The organism is Planomonospora antibiotica (assembly GCF_014647955.1).
Lineage (GTDB): Bacteria > Actinomycetota > Actinomycetes > Streptosporangiales > Streptosporangiaceae > Planomonospora > Planomonospora parontospora.
In genome coordinates, this window is the sequence record NZ_BMQE01000010.1 from 1 (window position 1) to 16,313 (window position 16,313).

10 protein-coding genes and 1 pseudogene are annotated in these 16,313 nt (G+C 71.8%); 8 read left to right on the forward strand and 3 right to left on the reverse strand.

Annotated features, from left to right (window positions below; all coding sequences use genetic code 11):
* Positions 1-262: 262 nt before the first annotated feature.
* From IEZ06_RS11740 to IEZ06_RS11750, 3 genes are all read right to left on the reverse strand, one after another.
* Complete coding sequence (locus IEZ06_RS11740; protein WP_189236725.1) at positions 263-1,726, reverse strand: phosphodiester glycosidase family protein; 1,464 nt, start codon at positions 1,724-1,726, stop codon at positions 263-265.
* 165 nt (positions 1,727-1,891) lie between these two features.
* Entirely contained in the window at positions 1,892-3,517 is a 1,626-nt protein-coding gene (locus IEZ06_RS11745; RefSeq protein WP_189236726.1) for a PucR family transcriptional regulator, read from the reverse strand.
* A 51-nt stretch (positions 3,518-3,568) separates the two neighbouring features.
* Complete coding sequence (locus tag IEZ06_RS11750; RefSeq protein ID WP_229797983.1) at positions 3,569-4,321, reverse strand: TetR/AcrR family transcriptional regulator C-terminal domain-containing protein; 753 nt, start codon at positions 4,319-4,321, stop codon at positions 3,569-3,571.
* Between the two features lie 55 nt (positions 4,322-4,376).
* Between IEZ06_RS11750 and IEZ06_RS11755 the strand changes: the two genes are divergently transcribed.
* The 8 genes and pseudogenes from IEZ06_RS11755 (at position 4,377) to IEZ06_RS11790 (ending at position 16,300) form a co-directional block, all read left to right on the forward strand.
* Positions 4,377-5,906: an MFS transporter gene (locus IEZ06_RS11755; protein ID WP_189236728.1), complete on the forward strand. Its 1,530-nt coding sequence runs from the start codon at positions 4,377-4,379 to the stop codon at positions 5,904-5,906.
* 69 nt (positions 5,907-5,975) lie between these two features.
* A complete protein-coding gene (locus tag IEZ06_RS11760; protein ID WP_189236729.1) occupies positions 5,976-7,277 on the forward strand; it encodes an aspartate aminotransferase family protein in 1,302 nt (433 codons plus the stop codon).
* 120 nt (positions 7,278-7,397) lie between these two features.
* A complete protein-coding gene (locus tag IEZ06_RS11765) occupies positions 7,398-8,906 on the forward strand; it encodes a CoA-acylating methylmalonate-semialdehyde dehydrogenase (protein WP_275414866.1) in 1,509 nt (502 codons plus the stop codon).
* Positions 8,907-9,121: 215 nt separating this feature from the next.
* Complete coding sequence (locus IEZ06_RS11770) at positions 9,122-10,396, forward strand: extracellular solute-binding protein (protein ID WP_189236731.1); 1,275 nt, start codon at positions 9,122-9,124, stop codon at positions 10,394-10,396.
* Positions 10,397-10,758: 362 nt separating this feature from the next.
* Positions 10,759-12,018: a saccharopine dehydrogenase family protein gene (locus IEZ06_RS11775; protein ID WP_189236732.1), complete on the forward strand. Its 1,260-nt coding sequence runs from the start codon at positions 10,759-10,761 to the stop codon at positions 12,016-12,018.
* Positions 12,019-12,377: 359 nt separating this feature from the next.
* Positions 12,378-13,356 (forward strand): annotated as a pseudogene (locus tag IEZ06_RS11780) (ABC transporter permease).
* A 2-nt stretch (positions 13,357-13,358) separates the two neighbouring features.
* The gene (locus IEZ06_RS11785) at positions 13,359-14,207 is read left to right on the forward strand and encodes an ABC transporter permease (protein ID WP_189236733.1); all 849 of its coding nucleotides are present in this window, start codon (positions 13,359-13,361) and stop codon (positions 14,205-14,207) included.
* Positions 14,204-16,300, forward strand: coding sequence for an ABC transporter ATP-binding protein (locus tag IEZ06_RS11790; RefSeq protein ID WP_189236734.1), 2,097 nt, complete (start codon positions 14,204-14,206; stop codon positions 16,298-16,300). The genes IEZ06_RS11785 and IEZ06_RS11790 overlap by 4 nt, the downstream gene beginning before the upstream one ends.
* Positions 16,301-16,313 lie beyond the last annotated feature (13 nt).

Consider the following 16,313-nt stretch of genomic DNA (forward strand, 5'->3'; position numbering starts at 1 on the left):
GCGCCGATGGTACTGCACTCGGGAGGGTGTGGGAGAGTAGGTCGCCGCCGGACAATCTTTGTGTGAGGGCCGCCCTTCGGGGCGGCCCTTTCTGTTTTTGCGGGGGTGTGGGGTCGGCCGGTGGGTGTTGCGGGGCGGGGGTTCCGGTTTCTGGAGGGCCGTCCTGCGGGGCGGCCCTTTTCCGTGCCCGAGTGGCGTCCGGATCGGGATCTCTACCCGAAAGGGTCCCGCCCCGGAGGACGGGACCCGGGGACCGATCGTGTCAGGGAGTGATGAACAGCGCGTCCCCGATGGTCCGTTCCCGGCCGTCGGAGGGCCGATTGACGACCTTGTGGCCGACGACCATCGCGGTCGAGCCACCGCCGTCGAAGTTGATGGCCTGCTTGGCGCCCAGCCAGCGCATGATCTGCGCGGCCTCCACCATCGAGGCGCCGACGGAGACGCCCGGGTTGCGGCCGTCGACCGTGACCAGGATGAGCCCGCCCGCCTTGTTGACGCCGACGATCGTGCGCGGGTGGCGCCGGAGCATCATGTTGACCGAGGCGTGCCCGTCGGCCGCCGCGCTGATCCGGACCCGGCCGTTCCTGAGCAGGCCGACCCCGCCGCCCATCACGTACGTCTGGGGGGTGAGCCGTACGGCCCTTCCCGTCCGCAGGTCGATGACCTTGGTGACGAGCTTCATGGTCCAGGTCTCCCAGGCGTGCTCGTGCAGCCAGTCGGCCATGACGCCGGTGCCGTGGAGCACGTAGTGCCCGCGGGGGACGACGCCGCCGGCGGCGCGGGCCTTCACGATCCTGCCCTGGGCGTCGACGACGATCTCGGAGCCGCCGTCCGCGGCGGTCTTGGCGCCGAACTCCTCGGTGTAGAGGACGAGCTCGTCCGCGGCGGCGGCTCTGTTGACCCCCTTGACCTCGACCTTCGTCCCGTCGGAGGAGACCGCGGTGACCGCCGACCGCAGTTCGGTGATCCAGGCCTTTCTGCCGGTGATGACGAGCCCGCTCCGGCCCGGCGTCCCCTCGCTGAGGAGCTTCCCGCCCACCACCGAGACGCCCACGGGGTCGCCCTGGAGCGCCTTGGCGGTGTGGATGTTGAAGAACCCGCCGTTGACGCCCGCGATGGCCTTGTTGAGCTTGGACATCGAGGAGGTGGTCTCACGCTTGGCCACGCTGGTGCCGACACTGGTCCGGTAGGAACCCTTGAAGGCCTTCGGGTCGACCATCACCACCCGCATGTCCCACGGGCCGGTGGTCTGGTCGCCGTCGTCGCCGAGGAAATCGGTCTTGGCGCGGATCCCGGCGGCCTTGAGCTCCTTGACGACCTTGTCCGCCTTGGCCCGCTGCTTGAACGTCCACAGCCCGATCCGCACCATGTACCGCTCGACGGGGGGAGCGTCCGCGGCGGCGGGCTGCACGATCCGCAGGACGCTCGGGGTGAAACCGGCCGCCTCGGCCTCGGCGGCCTTCGCCTGGGCGGTGGTCAGCGGGCCGTTGTCGTGCCCGTTGGGCATCAGCAGGGAGACGGTCCAGCCCTGGGTGGGCGTGCCGTGCGTCACGCTGAAAAGATCGACCCCGGGGGCCACCGCGCGCTGGTTCTTGATCGGCGCCCCCGGCTCGCCGAGCGGGAACGCCGAGGAGGGGAAGGAGGCCCCCGCCTGATCGGCTTCCGCTGGAATCGCCGTGGCAGTGACCGCCACGGCCGCGAGCCCGACGATGAGACGTCGTGACATGTATATCTCTCCCCGTTGGTGACCTGACTTCGGTGCACCATGCTGCCGAGATCTACCTGTCAATGACGGTGAAATGCGGGAAAGAGCCGGAGAAAGTGATGTTTCCGGTATGAGATCACACGTATCCACGCCCTCAACGGCCGATACGGGGCGGATATCGGGGTCTCAGGAGCGCGGGACGTCCCTGCGGAAGGACTCCAGCGCCAGCAGCGCGACGTGGAGGGAGAGGCAGGTCTCGACGTCGTCCAGATCTGCGTCGAGGATGCGCTCCAGGCGCCGGAGCCGGTCGTAGAAGGCAGGACGGGACAGGTGGGCCTTCTGCGCCGCGACCGCCTTGTTGCGTCCGGAGTCCAGGTAGACGCGGAGGATCCGGGCCAGGTCGCCGCCGCGCTGGGCGTCGTGGGCCAGCAGGGGGCCGAGCTCGCGCTCGGCGAAGGTCTGCAGCCGGGCGTCGTCGCGCAGCAGGTGGAGCAGGCCGCGCAGGTGCAGGTCGGGCAGGCGGTAGAAGGCCCGCCCGTCGGGCTGCCGGACGGCGACGTCGGCGACCTGTTCGGCCTCGAGGAAGCTGCGCCGTACGTCGCGGACGGTTTCGACGACCGAGCCGGCGGCGAGCACGAAGGGGGCGGTGAAGGCGGCGCGCAGGCGGTCGGAGAGCGTGTTCAGCGTGGGCTCGGCCAGGGCGCGCGGGGGCAGGGGGAGCAGGACGCCGACGCGGTTCTGGTCCAGGGCGCCGACCAGGGCGGGGAAGCGGGCGGCGCGGCAGGCCGCGGCGGCGGCGTCGGCGAGTTCGACGAGCCTGGCGAGTTGCTCCGGGCCGTCCGGGGGGTTCTCGGGTGCTTCGGCGAGGCGGAGCACCACGCTGATCAGCTTGCGGCCGGTGAGCGGTACGCCGACCGCGCGGGCGCGGGCCGCGGCCTCGTCGGGATCGGCGTAGGCGTGGCTGAGGATGCCGGAGATGATCGTGCCGTGGGCCTGCCGTTCCAGGGACTCCTGGTGCCGCTCCAGCAGGCGGCCCAGGGCCAGCGTGGTCGCGGCGCGCTCGGCGAGCACGATGTCGCGGGGGCTCGGTTCGGCCTCGCAGAGCAGCATCAGCCTGCCCCAGTCCTGGCCCCGGGCGCCGACCATGGTGACCAGCCAGCCGGAGGCGGTGTCGTAGGAGGTGCGCTGATCGGAGGTGACGGCGCGGGAGCGGCTCTCCCAGCTGGACAGCAGCGTGCGGGTGTCCTGCCCGGCGGACTCGCAGGCGAGCACCTGGTGGGCGAGGTTCTCGAGCAGCACCGGCCGGCCGGAGAGGCGGGAGACCTGGGCGAGGATCTCCGCGGGGGAAGCGCCCTCGACGGAGAGGGCGGTGAAGACCTCGTGGAGCTGCTCCGAGGCGCGCAGCTCCTCCAACTGCCGGTCGATGATCCGGGCGTGCACCGCCTCGGTGATCTGCACGAACGGGGTCTCGCGGGCCAGTGTGACCAGCGGCAGGCCGTGCTCCTCGGCGGCGGTCACCACCGACCTGGGGAGTTCCCCGATGAACTTGCGGCCCAGCTCCACGATCAGCCCGGCCGCGCCGACGGCCGCCAGGCCGGTGATGTAACCGGTGAGCTTGTCCGGGTCGTCGGGCAGGGCGATGCCGGTGGTGAGCACCAGTTCGCCGCCGTGCAGCAGGTGGGCGATGTCGGTGACCTCGCCGACGTGGACCCAGCGCACCCGCGTGTCCAGCCGGTCGGCGCCCGCGACGACCCGGGGGTTCCCCCGGCGGACGGTGTCCAGGGCGAGCACATCGGCGATGGTGGGCAGCACGAACCGAGAATAACCGATCAATGTGTAAATATGCCTGCTTGACGTTTTACGTTATGTCCGCGACTCTCTGTCGCTCCCGGTGCGGGGGCCGGCGTCCCGTGCCAGGCGAGCCCTCAGCCCGTCGAGCAGGCAGGTGAGGCCGAAGTCGAAGCTGACCGCGCGGGTGACGGCCGCGTCGTGGTCGCGGTATCTCTCATGGCGGCTGATGAGGTCGGGGTGGTCGCGGGCCGCCCGGCGCACGGTCTCGTGCATGGCGGCCAGGAGTTCTTCGCCGTCGAGCCCGGAGCGGTCGGTCATGTCCTGCCAGGCGATCTCGGGCGCGGTCGCGCCGAGGACGTAGGAGAGCAGGGCGGCGCCCGCGTAGTCCACCTCCAGGCCGGTGAAGCCGGCCCGTTCGAAGGTGGTCGCCATGAGGGCCGCCCGGCGTATCGCGTTGGGGCCGAGCGCCGGTCTGGTGCTGATGAGGGAGACCGCCCAGGGGTGTTTGAAGAGCGCGTCGCGCAGGCCGTACGCGAAGACCGTGACGGCGTCCTCCCATCCCACGACCTCCGGGTCGGGCAGCGGGACCTCGCCGTAGACCTCGTCCATGACGAGTTCGAGCAACTCCTCCTTGTGGGCCACGTGCCAGTAGATGCTGGTGGCCCCCGCGCCGAGCTTCGCGCCCAGGCGGCGCATGCTCAGCGCGTCCACCCCCTCGGCGTCGAGCAGTTCCATCGCGGCGCGGACGATCTGCCCGCGGCTGAGCGTCGGGCTCCTGGAGGTCCTGGGCTCGCGGGTCCAGACCGAGTCGATGGGCTGCTGCACCCTTCCAGCATAAATGCACTCGCACACCGTGCGATTTCTGTCGTACAGTGTGCGAGTGAAATCGCACACTGTACGAGAAGAGCGGGATCCGCGGCGCTGGTGGATCCTCGGGGTCCTGTGCCTGAGCCTGCTGGTCCTGGTGGTGGACAACACCGTCCTGAACCTGGCGATCCCGTCCCTGATGACCGACCTCGGCGCGGGACCGGCGGACATCCAGTGGATCCTGGACGCCTACATCCTGGTCTTCGCCGGTCTGCTGCTCACCGCGGGCAGCCTCTCCGACCGGTACGGCCGCAGACGCTTCCTGATCATCGGCCTGATCCTGTTCGGCGGGGCCTCACTGGTCGCCGTGGTGGTCACCGAGCCCTGGCAGCTCATCGCGGCCCGCGCGCTGATGGGCGTCGGCGGCTCCATCCTGATGCCGAGCACGCTGTCGATCCTGATCACCGTCTTCGACGAGGACGAGCGCCGCAAGGCCATCGCGGCGTGGAGCGCGGTGGCGATGGTCGGGGTGATCGCCGGTCCCACGTTGGGCGGTTTCCTGCTGGAGCACTACTGGTGGGGGTCGATCTTCCTGCTCAACGTGCCCGTCGCGGTCGTGGCCGCCGTGGCGGCGGTCCTGCTGATGCCCGAGTCGCGCGGCCCGGCGCGGCGGCTCGACCCGGTCGGGGTGGTCCTGTCCACCACGGGCATGAGCGCGCTGGTCTTCATGGTCATCTCCCTGCCGTCCGAGGGGCTGACCGGGGGCCCGGTGCCGGCCGCCGCGGCGCTGGCCGTGCTCGCGCTCGGCGCCTTCGTGCTCTGGGAGCGCCGCTCCGACCACCCCATGCTGCCGCTGGAGCTCTTCCGCGACCGCAACTTCAGCGGGGCGTCGTTCTCGATCGTGCTGATGTCGTTCGGCACGGGCGCGCTGCTGCTGATGCTCACCCAGTACCTGCAGTTCGTGCTGGACTACGACCCGATGAAGGCGGGCCTCGCGCTGCTGCCGTACGCGGTGGCCGCGGCGCTGTTCAACGCGGTCGGCGCCGGACTGGGGCAGAAGGTCAGCAACCGGGCGCTCATCGCGGCAGGGCTGGGCGTCATGGGCCTCGGCTTCGGCGTGCTCGCCTTCCTGACCGCCGACAGCGGGTACGGCACGCTGATCACCGGCCTCATGGTCATGGGGGTCGGCGGCGGCCTCGCGGGACCGGCGGCCTACGCGACCCTGATGGGCGCGGTGCCGCCCGCCCACGCGGGGGTCGGCTCGGCGCTGAACGACACCGTCCAGCAGGTCGGCATGGCGCTGAGCGTCGCCGTGCTCGGCAGCGTGCTCGCCGGGGTCTACACCTCGTCGATGCCCGCCGGGGCGCCGGCCGCCGCGCGCGAGTCCATCGCGGGCGCCGACCTGCTGGGGGACCCGGCCCTGATGGGGAGCGCGCGGGAGGCGTTCGTCTCGGCCATGTCCTTCGGCTCCTGGGTCGGCATCGGCTTCTGCGCCGCGGCGGCGGCCCTGGCCCTGGCGGTGGTCCGTCCCGCGCCGAGGGCGGCGGCCCGGGCCGAGGCGGAGGGAGAGGAGCAAGGGGTGGGGGCGGGGTTTACACCCTGACGGGTCGAAGCCGGTTTCCCCGACATTCTGCCGGTAGGAGCGGTGGCCGCGGGCAGGGATACTCGATGCATGTCGGACCTTCTCGCGCGTCACCGGGCGGTCATGCCCAACTGGCTGGCCCTCTACTACAACGAGCCCATCGAGATCGTCGGCGGCAAGGGCAACCGGGTCGTCGACGCGTCGGGGAAGACCTACCTGGACTTCTTCGCCGGCATCCTGACCAACATGATCGGTTACGACGTGCCCGAGGTGCGCGAGGCCGTCGAGCGGCAGCTGGCCACCGGCGTGGTGCACACCTCCACCGTCTACCTGCTCCGCGGGCAGGTCGAGCTGGCGGAGAAGATCGCCCGGCTCTCCGGCATCGAGGACGCGAAGGTCTTCTTCACCAACTCCGGCACCGAGGCGAACGAGACGGCGCTGCTGCTGGCCACCTACGCGCGCAGGTCCGACCAGGTGCTCGCCATGCGGCAGAGCTACCACGGCCGCAGCTTCGGCGCGATCGGCGTGACGGGCAACCGGGCGTGGAAGAACAACTCGCTCTCGCCGCTGAACGTGCACTTCCTGCACGGCGCGGACCGGCACCTCGCCCAGTTCCGCGGCATGTCGGACGCCGACTACATCGCCGCCTGCGTCGAGGACCTGCGCCACGTGCTCGCCACCGCCGCCGGCGGCGACGTCGCCGCGCTGATCGCCGAGCCGATCCAGGGCGTGGGCGGGTTCACCATGGCGCCGGACGGGCTGTTCGCGGCCTACAAGGAGGTCCTGGACGCCGAGGGGATCCTGTTCATCTCCGATGAGGTGCAGACCGGCTGGGGCCGTACCGGCTCGGCGTTCTTCGGCATCCAGGACCACGGGGTCACACCGGACATGATGACCTTCGCCAAGGGCCTCGGCAACGGCTTCGCGGTCGGCGGCGTCGTGGCCCGCGGCGAGCTGATGGACGCCCTGCACGCGACCGGCCTGGCCACCTTCGGCGGCAACCCGATCTCCATGGCGGCGGCCAACGCGACCCTCGACTACGTGCTCGACCACGACCTGCAGGCGAACGCGGCCCGGACCGGCACGTTGATCATCGACGGCCTGCGCGAGGCCGCGCCCCGCCTGCCGATCGTCGGGGACGTGCGCGGCAAGGGCCTGATGTTCGCCGTCGAGCTGGTCGACCCGGCCACCGGCGCGCCCGCCCCGGCGCTCGCGGCCCGGTTCATGGAGGAGACCAGGAAGGCGGGCCTGCTCGCGGGCAAGGGCGGCCTGTACGGCAACGTGCTGCGCATGGCCCCGCCGCTCACCCTGACGGCGGAGGAGGCCGCCGAGGGCCTCGGGATCGTCGTCGCCGCGCTCGAGGCCGTCGGCGCGGAGGTCGCCGCGCCGTAGGCGCGCGGGCAGGACGCCGCACGCCGGTACGCGGGAGCGCCGTACCGGGCAGGCGTGCGGAAGGCATCGCGCCGCAGGGCGCGGGAGGAGGCGCGCCGCAGGGCGCGCAGGGAGCACGGGATCGTGAAGAACGTCACTCACTGGATCAACGGAACCGCCGTCGCGGGCGCCGGCCGTACGGCGGAGATCTTCGACCCGGCCAGGGGCGAGGTCGCCGGGCGGGTACGGCTCGCCTCGGCCGCCGAGGTCGACGCGGCCGTGGCCGCGGCCGCGGCCGCCTACCCCGGCTGGCGGGACACCTCGCTGGTGAAGCGGTCGCAGGTGCTGTTCCGCTTCCGCGAGCTGGTCCGCGCGCACGCGGACGAGCTCGCCGCGCTGATCAGCGCCGAGCACGGCAAGGTCCACTCCGACGCGCTGGGCGAGGTCGCCCGGGGGCTGGAGGTCGTGGAATTCGCCTGCGGCGTCCCGCACCTGCTCAAGGGCGGCTTCTCCGAGGGCGTCTCCACGCGGGTCGACTCCTACTCGATCCGCCAGCCGCTGGGCGTGGTCGCCGGGATCACCCCGTTCAACTTCCCGGCCATGGTCCCGATGTGGATGTTCCCCGTCGCGATCGCCTGCGGCAACACGTTCGTGCTCAAGCCGTCGGAGCGCGACCCGTCGGCCTCGCTGCTGCTGGCCCGGCTCTGGGCGGAGGCGGGACTGCCGGACGGGGTCTTCAACGTGGTCCAGGGGGACAAGGAGGCGGTGGACCGGCTGCTGGAGCACCCGGACGTCAAGGCCGTCTCGTTCGTCGGCTCGACCCCGGTCGCCCGCCACGTCTACGAGACCGGCACCGCCGCCGGCAAGCGGGTCCAGGCGCTCGGCGGGGCCAAGAACCACATGCTGGTCCTGCCCGACGCCGACCTCGACCTCGTCGCGGACTCCGCGGTCTCGGCGGGTTTCGGCTCGGCGGGCGAGCGCTGCATGGCGATCTCCGTCGTGCTGGCGGTGGACCCGGTCGGCGACGAGCTCGTGGAGAAGATCGTCTCCCGGGTGGAGAAGCTGACCGTCGGCCCCGGAGACGACCCCCGCTCCGAGATGGGTCCGCTGGTCACCGCCGCCCACCGCGACAAGGTGGTCTCCTACCTGGAGGTGGGCGTCGCCGAGGGCGCGGAGCTGGTGGTGGACGGCAGGCTGACGCCGGTCCTGGGCGGCGGCGCCGCGGCGGAGACCGCCGGCTTCTGGCTCGGGCCCACCGTGCTCGACCGCGTCCCGCCCGGATCCCGGGTGCACACCGAGGAGATCTTCGGCCCGGTCCTGGCGGTGGTGCGGGTCTCCTCCTACGAGGAGGGCCTCGCGCTGATCAACGGCGGCGAGTACGGCAACGGCACCGCGATCTTCACCAACGACGGCGGCGCCGCCCGGCGCTTCCAGAACGAGGTGGAGGTCGGCATGGTCGGCATCAACGTGCCGATCCCGGTGCCGATGGCGTTCTACAGCTTCGGCGGCTGGAAGGCCTCGCTCTTCGGGGACACGCACGTGCACGGCACCGAGGGCGTGCACTTCTACACCCGGGGCAAGGTCGTCACCTCGCGCTGGCTCGACCCGAGCCACGGCGGGGTCAACCTCGGCTTCCCGACCAGCGCGTAGTCCCCGGCGGTCCTCCCGGCCCGCCGACGGGGCCCCGGCCGGCCCCCGTCCCCCGTCCCCCGTCCCCGTCCCCCGTCCCCGTCTCCGTGGCCGTTTCCCCGCTCCTCGCCCCCGGGCGCGGAACGGGTGCCGGACCGTACGGCCGCCGGGCCCCGCGAGGGGCTCCGCGGCCGGTAGGCTCCGAGCAGGTCGGCAGCGGCGTTCGAGGGGGCATCGTGGGTAGGGACCGGCTCCGCCGTACGAGGCTGGCGGGGATGGCGGGCGCGGGTCTCCTGACGCTCGCGGCCTGCGCCGGCACGGGGTCGCCGGCCGTCCGGCTCGCGGCCGGTCCGGCGGCGACGCCCGCGGCCCCCGCGACGCCCGGCGTGACGGCCACCGCGACGCCCGCCGGCTCGCCCGCCGCGAGCCCCTCGTCCTCGTCCTCGTCCTCGTCCTCGGCGTCGATCGGCGAGTCGGAGGGGACCCTGCGCGTGCTGGCGCTGCAGGGCCGCGTCGAGTACGGCGGGACGAGCACGAAGGTCGACTGGGTCACCCCGTACGAGAAGCGGACCGGGTGCCGGGTCGTGGCGCTGGACAGGGTGCGGACGGGCGAGGAGATGGCCGCCAGGTTCGAGGACGGCTCCTACGACGTCGTCTCGCCCCCGCCGGAGCTGGCCGGGGCGCTGATGGCCGCCGGAAGCGTCGCGCCGGTGGACACCTCGCTGATCGAGGCGTACGACGACATCCCCGGGTGGCTGCGCGAGCTGCCCGCCCTGCGGTGGAAGGACGAGGTCTACGGCGTCCCCTACCTGTGGGGGGTCAACCGGGTCGTCCACGGCGGGTCCCGCGACGGTGCCCGTGACGGCGGCTACGACGGTCCCGGAGACCTCTACACCGCCAGTCCCGTGGCGATCAGGGACGACCCGCTGAGCATCGCCGACGCCGCGCTGGCGCTCGCCGGAGCCGGTCGGGACCTGGACGTCTCCGACCCGTTCCAGCTCACCCCCGCCCAGCTCGACGCGGCGGCCGGGCTGCTCGCCGAGAAGGACGGGCCGGACCGGGTCTACTGGAAGGACCCGGTCGAGGTGGTCCGGGCGGTCGCGGGCGGCTCCGTGCGCCTGGCCCAGGCCTGGCCGTACCACGCCGACCTCTTCGAGCGCGCGGGCAGGCCGCTGGAGACGTTCGGCAAGGCGCCGGCGACCGGCTGGGCCGACTCCTGGATGGTCTCCTCCGCCGCCGCGAGCCCGAACTGCGCCTACAAGTGGCTCGACTGGATGAGCTCGGCCGAGGCGCAGCGGTGGGCCGCCGCCTGGACCGGGCTGGCCCCGGCCAACCCCGAGGCCTGCACGGGCCGCGCCCGCCGCGTCTGCGACGTCCACGACGCCCGGGGCGGGAAGCGGCCGGAAGGGGTTTTCTTTGCCGTCCGCCCATCGCGCGATTGCGGCGGCGTGGGCGGGGAATGCACTGACTACGCCGATTGGGCGGGCCGTTGGAAGGCCCTCGTGAAGTAGACGGGGACCTCCCGGCCGGCGATTGACGAGCCGCGGGCGCTGTCCGGTCCCCCCGCCGGGCGCGCCTGCTTCAGGGGCGCTCCCGCGTGCTTCCCCCGGCACCGGGGCGCCCCGCTCCCTGCCCGGACGACACCCGCGCCGGAGCGCTCCGGACCGGGTGCCCGCCGCAGAGCGCCCGGACCGGCTGCCCCGACCGGCCGCCCGGACCGGCCGCCCGGACCGGGTGCCCGGACCGGGTGCCCGGACCGGGTGCCCGGATCACGACGGTTTTCGCGGTGATCACCATTTTCAACCGTGGATTCGGGGGGAAAACTCTGCCCCCGCTATCGACTGGTCGACCAGTCAGTGGATAGAGTCCCGCCATGAGAATCCTTCTTGTGGGGGCCGGCGGCGTCGGCTCCGCCGTCGTCCCGATCGCCGCGCGCCGAGATTTCTTCGAACACATCGTGGTGGCGGACTCTAAACAGAGCCGGGCCGCCGAGGTCGTGGCCAAGATCGGAGACCCGCGTTTCAGCGCCGTCGCGCTGGACGCCTCCGACCAGGGAGCGGTCGAGGCCGCTCTCGCCGAGCACCGCTGCGACGTGCTCTTCAACGCGGTGGACCCGCGCTTCACCATGCCGCTGTTCCGGGCCGCGCTGAACACCGGGGCGCGCTACCTGGACATGGCGATGTCGCTGTCGCGCCCCCATCCGCTCCGGCCGTACGAACTGCCGGGCGTGAAGCTGGGCGACGAGCAGTTCGCCCTCGACGGCGAGTGGCGGGCCAGGGGCTCCCTGGCGCTGGTGGGCATGGGGGTGGAGCCGGGCCTGGCCGACGTCTTCGCCCGCTACGCCGCCGACCACCTGTTCTCGAGCATCGACGAGATCGGCGTCCGCGACGGGTCCAACCTGGTGGTGGACGGCTACGACTTCGCGCCGACCTTCTCCATCTGGACGACCATCGAGGAGTGCCTCAACCCGCCGGTGGTCTGGGAGGACGGGGCCTGGCGCACCACCGAGCCGTTCAGCGAGCCGGAGGTGTTCGACTTCCCCGAGGGCATCGGCCCCGTGGAGTGCGTGAACGTCGAGCACGAGGAGGTCCTGCTCGTGCCGCGCTGGATCGACGCCCGGCGGGTGACGTTCAAGTACGGCCTCGGCGAGGAGTTCATCAGCGTGCTGAAGACCCTGCGCAAGCTCGGCCTGGACAGCGCGGACAAGATCAAGGTCGGCGGGGTCGAGGCCTCGCCGCGCGACGTGGTCGCGGCCAGGCTGCCCGACCCGGCCACCCTCGGCGACCGGATGCGCGGCAAGACCTGCGCCGGCACCTGGGTGAAGGGCGTCGGCAAGGACGGCGGGCCGCGCGAGGTCTACCTGTACCACGTGGTCGACAACGAGTGGTCCATGAGCGAGTACGGCTGCCAGGCCGTGGTCTGGCAGACGGCCGTGCACCCCGTGGTCGCGCTGGAGCTGCTGGCCACCGGCGTCTGGTCGGGCACGGGTGTGCTCGGTCCGGAGGCGTTCGACGCGGTGCCGTTCCTGGAGCTGCTCAACGCCTACGGCTCGCCGTGGGGGATGCGCGACGAGGCGAAGGTCGAGCCGATCCGCGAGCCCGCGGCGAGCCGCGAGGTGCTGCTCTCCGCCTGACCGCCCGAACGCGATCGCCCGACGGGGCGGCCTCCGGACCTCCGGAGGCCGCCCCTCGTCGTCTCCGCGGAAGCGGCTCGCGCCGGTGCCGTTCACCAGGGCCGTTCCGGCGGCGATCGTCGGTGGCCCCGCTTTATGTCACTAAATCAAGACATATGTTACGAAAAACGAACATACGTGTCGTCAATTGTTATGGCACTTGCTCTGGCTCGCCGCTCGGGCGCAGGTATGGTTTCGCTTATCCCGGACTAAATCCCTTAACCCGGTACAAACCGTGCGTTAACGGCTATTTCGGCGTGCTCGGCTATCGAGCCGCCCGACGCCCCGCGCACTCCCGCACGTTCCCCGAGGGGAGGATGATGGGCGCCTACCTGTTCAAACGGCTGGTCAGCAATGTGCTGCTGGTGGCGATCGCCGCGAGCATGGCCTACTTCCTCGCCGCGACGAGACCTGAACCCGCGCTACAAGTACGAGGGCCGTCAGCCGCCGGTGGCCGAGGCCGTCATCGACGCGACGCTGGAGCAGTACAACCTCAACGACAAGACGCCGGTCTTCCAGCGCTACGTCACCTGGGTCGCCGGAGTCGCCACGGGCGACCTGGGCAGGACCTGGGACGGCAAGCCGGTCAACGAGGAACTGGGCCGCCGGGTCGGGGTGAGCCTGCGGCTGCTGCTCGTCGGCACGATCCTCGGGGCCGCGGTCGGGGTGAGCGTCGGCGCCTACGCCGCGGTCAAGCAGTACAGGATCAGCGACCGGGTGATCGGGGTGGGCGCGTTCGTCGTCATGGCGATCCCCGTCTTCGTGCTCGCCACGCTCCTCACCGTCGCCGCGGCCGGGCTCAACGACGTCCTGGGCTTCACCCTCCTGGAGTACACCGGTGAGTACAACCCGGCGCTGAGCGGCTGGGACCAGCTCACCAACCGGCTCAACCACCTGATCCTGCCGACGATCTCCCTCACCCTCGGCCAGATCGCCTACTACAGCCGGATCCAGCGGAACATGATGCTCGACGTACTGGGCCAGGACTTCATCCGCACCGCCCGCGCCAAGGGGCTCAGCCGCAGGAACGCGCTGTTCAAGCACGCGCTGCGGACCTCGCTGGTCCCCGTCGCGACCTACTTCGCCTTCTCCTTCGGCACGATGCTGACCGGCGCGACCTTCACCGAGAAGATCTTCGGCTGGCACGGCATGGGTGCCTGGCTGGTCGACTCGATCCAGAGCCACGACGTCAACTCGGTCGCCGCGGTGAGCCTGTTCGCCGCCGTCTGCGTCCTGGTCGCCGGCTTCCTGTCGGACCTGATCGTGTCGGCCATCGACCCCCGGGTGCGGGTGAGCTAGAGATGCGCTCCAAGATCGTTCTTGCCCGCATGCTGCGGAACCGGCAGTCCCGCTACGGCCTGCTGGCTCTGGTCCTGCTCCTGCTGCTGGCCTACGTCGGCCCCCTCCTCGGCCCGCACGACTGGACCGACAAGGACTTCCTGGCCTTCATGGAGCCGCCCTCGTTCGACGAGGACGGCCACTGGTGGGGCACCACCCAGATCGGCCAGGACGTCTACGCGGTCACACTGCGCGGCATGCAGAAGTCGATCGTCATCGGCTTCCTCGTCGCGCTCTTCTCCACCGGCCTGGCCGCCCTGGTCGGCGCCACCGCCGGCTACGTCGGCGGCTGGGCGGACAAGGCCCTGATGTGGGTGACGGACCTGCTGCTCGTGCTGCCGAGCTTCCTGATCATCGCGATCGTCTCGCCCCGGCTCAAGGGCGGGTCCTGGCTCTGGTTCGTGGTCCTGCTCGCGCTCTTCTCCTGGATGATCACCTCCCGGATGGTGCGGAGCATGACGCTCTCCCTGCGGGAGCGCGAGTTCGTGGCGGCCGCGCGGTACATGGGCATCCCCGCCTGGAAGATCATCCTGCGGCACATCCTGCCGAACATCTCCTCACTTCTGATCATCGACGCCACGCTCAACGTCAGTGCGGCGATCATCGGCGAGGCGGCGCTGTCGTTCTTCGGCTTCGGCATCCAGCCGCCCGACGTCTCGCTCGGCACGCTCATCGCGGACGGCAGCGCCAAGGCCATCGGCTACCCGTGGCTCTTCGCCTTCCCGGCGGGCCTGCTCGTGCTGCTCGTCCTCAGCGTCAACCTCGTCGGCGACGGCCTGCGCGACGCCCTCGACCCGGGGAGCAACCAGTGAACGAGCCGACCACCGGGCGCGGCGCGCCCGTCCTCGAGGTCAGCGACCTCAACGTCACCTTCCGCGGCGGCATCAAGGCCGTGCGCGGCGTGAGCTACCGGCTCGACCGGGGCGAGATCCTCGGCATCGTCGGCGAGTCCGGTTCCGGCAAGTCGGTGACCTCGCTCGCCGTGATGGGCCTGCTCCCGGAGGGCGCCGAGGTCAGCGGCTCGGTGCGGCTGCACGGCCGGGAACTGATCGGTGCACCGGAGGAGGAGCTGACCCGGCTCCGCGGCAAGAGCATCGGCATGATCTTCCAGGACCCGCTCTCCGCCTTCACCCCGGTCTACACGATCGGCGACCAGATCGCCGAGGCCGTGCGCGTGCACCAGAAGGTGAGCGGGGACGTCGCCGCCAAACGGGCCGTGGAACTGCTCGACCTGGTCGGCATCCCGCACCCGCACGCGCGGGCCAAGGCGTTCCCGCACGAGTTCTCCGGGGGCATGCGCCAGCGCGCGATGATCGCCATGGCCATCGCCAACGACCCCGACGTGCTGATCTGCGACGAGCCGACCACCGCGCTCGACGTGACGATCCAGGCGCAGGTGCTGGAGGTCCTCAAGACCGCGCAGCGGGAGACCGGCGCCGCGATCGTCATGATCACCCACGATCTCGGCGTGGTCGCCGGGCTGGCCGACCGGGTGCTGGTGATGTACGCCGGAAAGCCGGTCGAGCTGGGCGCCGTGGACGATATCTACTACCGCCCGCGCATGCCGTACACGATGGGCCTGCTCGCCTCGATCCCGCGGATGGACCGCCCGACCGAGCGGCTGATCCCGATCGAGGGCAACCCGCCGTCGCCCGCGGCCCTCCCGCCGGGGTGCCCGTTCGCGCCGCGCTGCCCGCTCAAGGTCGACGCGTGCGACGACGCCGAGCCGGAACTGGAGCGGATCGGCACCGGCGGCCGCATGGCGGCGTGCATCCGCGCGCACGAGATCGACCTCAAGAACCTGGACGGCGCGGACGTCTACCCGGTGCCGGAGCCGCCGGCCGAGGCGGAGGAGTCCGGGCCGCGCGAGGCGCGGGAGACCGTGCTCCGGGTCGGCGACCTGATCCGGCACTACCCGCTGATGAAGGGCGCGGTGTTCAAGCGCCGGGTCGGCACCGTGTACGCGGTGGACGGGATCAGCTTCGACGTCCGCGAGGGCGAGACGCTGGCCCTGGTCGGCGAGTCCGGCTGCGGCAAGACGACCACGCTCCAGCAGATCATGCAGCTGTCGGCCCCGCAGGGCGGCACGGTCGTGGTGCTCGGCAAGGACAGCGCGAAGCTCGCCAGGGCCGAGCGCAGGGGACTGCGCCAGGACCTGCAGATCGTCTTCCAGGACCCGATGGCCGCGCTCGACCCGCGCATGCCGGTCGGCGACATCCTCGCCGAGCCGCTGCGCGCGCACGGCCGCAAGGACGTCCGGGCCGTCAAGAGCAGGGTGGCCGAGCTGCTCACCCTGGTGGGCCTGGCGCCCGAGCACGCCGAGCGCTACCCGCAGCACTTCTCCGGCGGCCAGCGCCAGCGCATCGGCATCGCCCGCGCCCTGGCGCTGGAGCCGAAGCTGGTCGTGCTGGACGAGCCGGTCTCGGCGCTGGACGTCTCCATCCAGGCGGGCGTGATCAACCTGCTGGAGGACCTGAAGGTCCGCCTGGGCCTGTCCTACCTGTTCGTCGCGCACGACCTGTCGGTGGTCCGGCACATCGCCGACCGCGTCGCGGTCATGTACCTCGGGAGGATCGCCGAGATCGGCGAGGTCGACGAGGTGTACGGCGCGCCGGCGCACCCCTACACGCGGGCGCTGCTCTCGGCGATCCCGCTGCCCGACCCCGAGAAGGAGCGCACGCGCACGCGCATCCTGCTCGAGGGCGACCTGCCCAGCCCGGCGGACCCGCCGTCGGGGTGCAGGTTCCGCACCCGCTGCCCGAAGCGCGCCCTGCTGGGCGAGCCGGAGGCGCGCAGATGCGCGGAGGAGGAGCCCTCCGTCGTACGGCTCGCGTCCGGCGCCGACCACGGCGCCGCCTGCCACTACCCCGAAGGCGTCGAGGCCGTCCCGGCCCCGCGTCCGTAGAGATTCCCTGGAG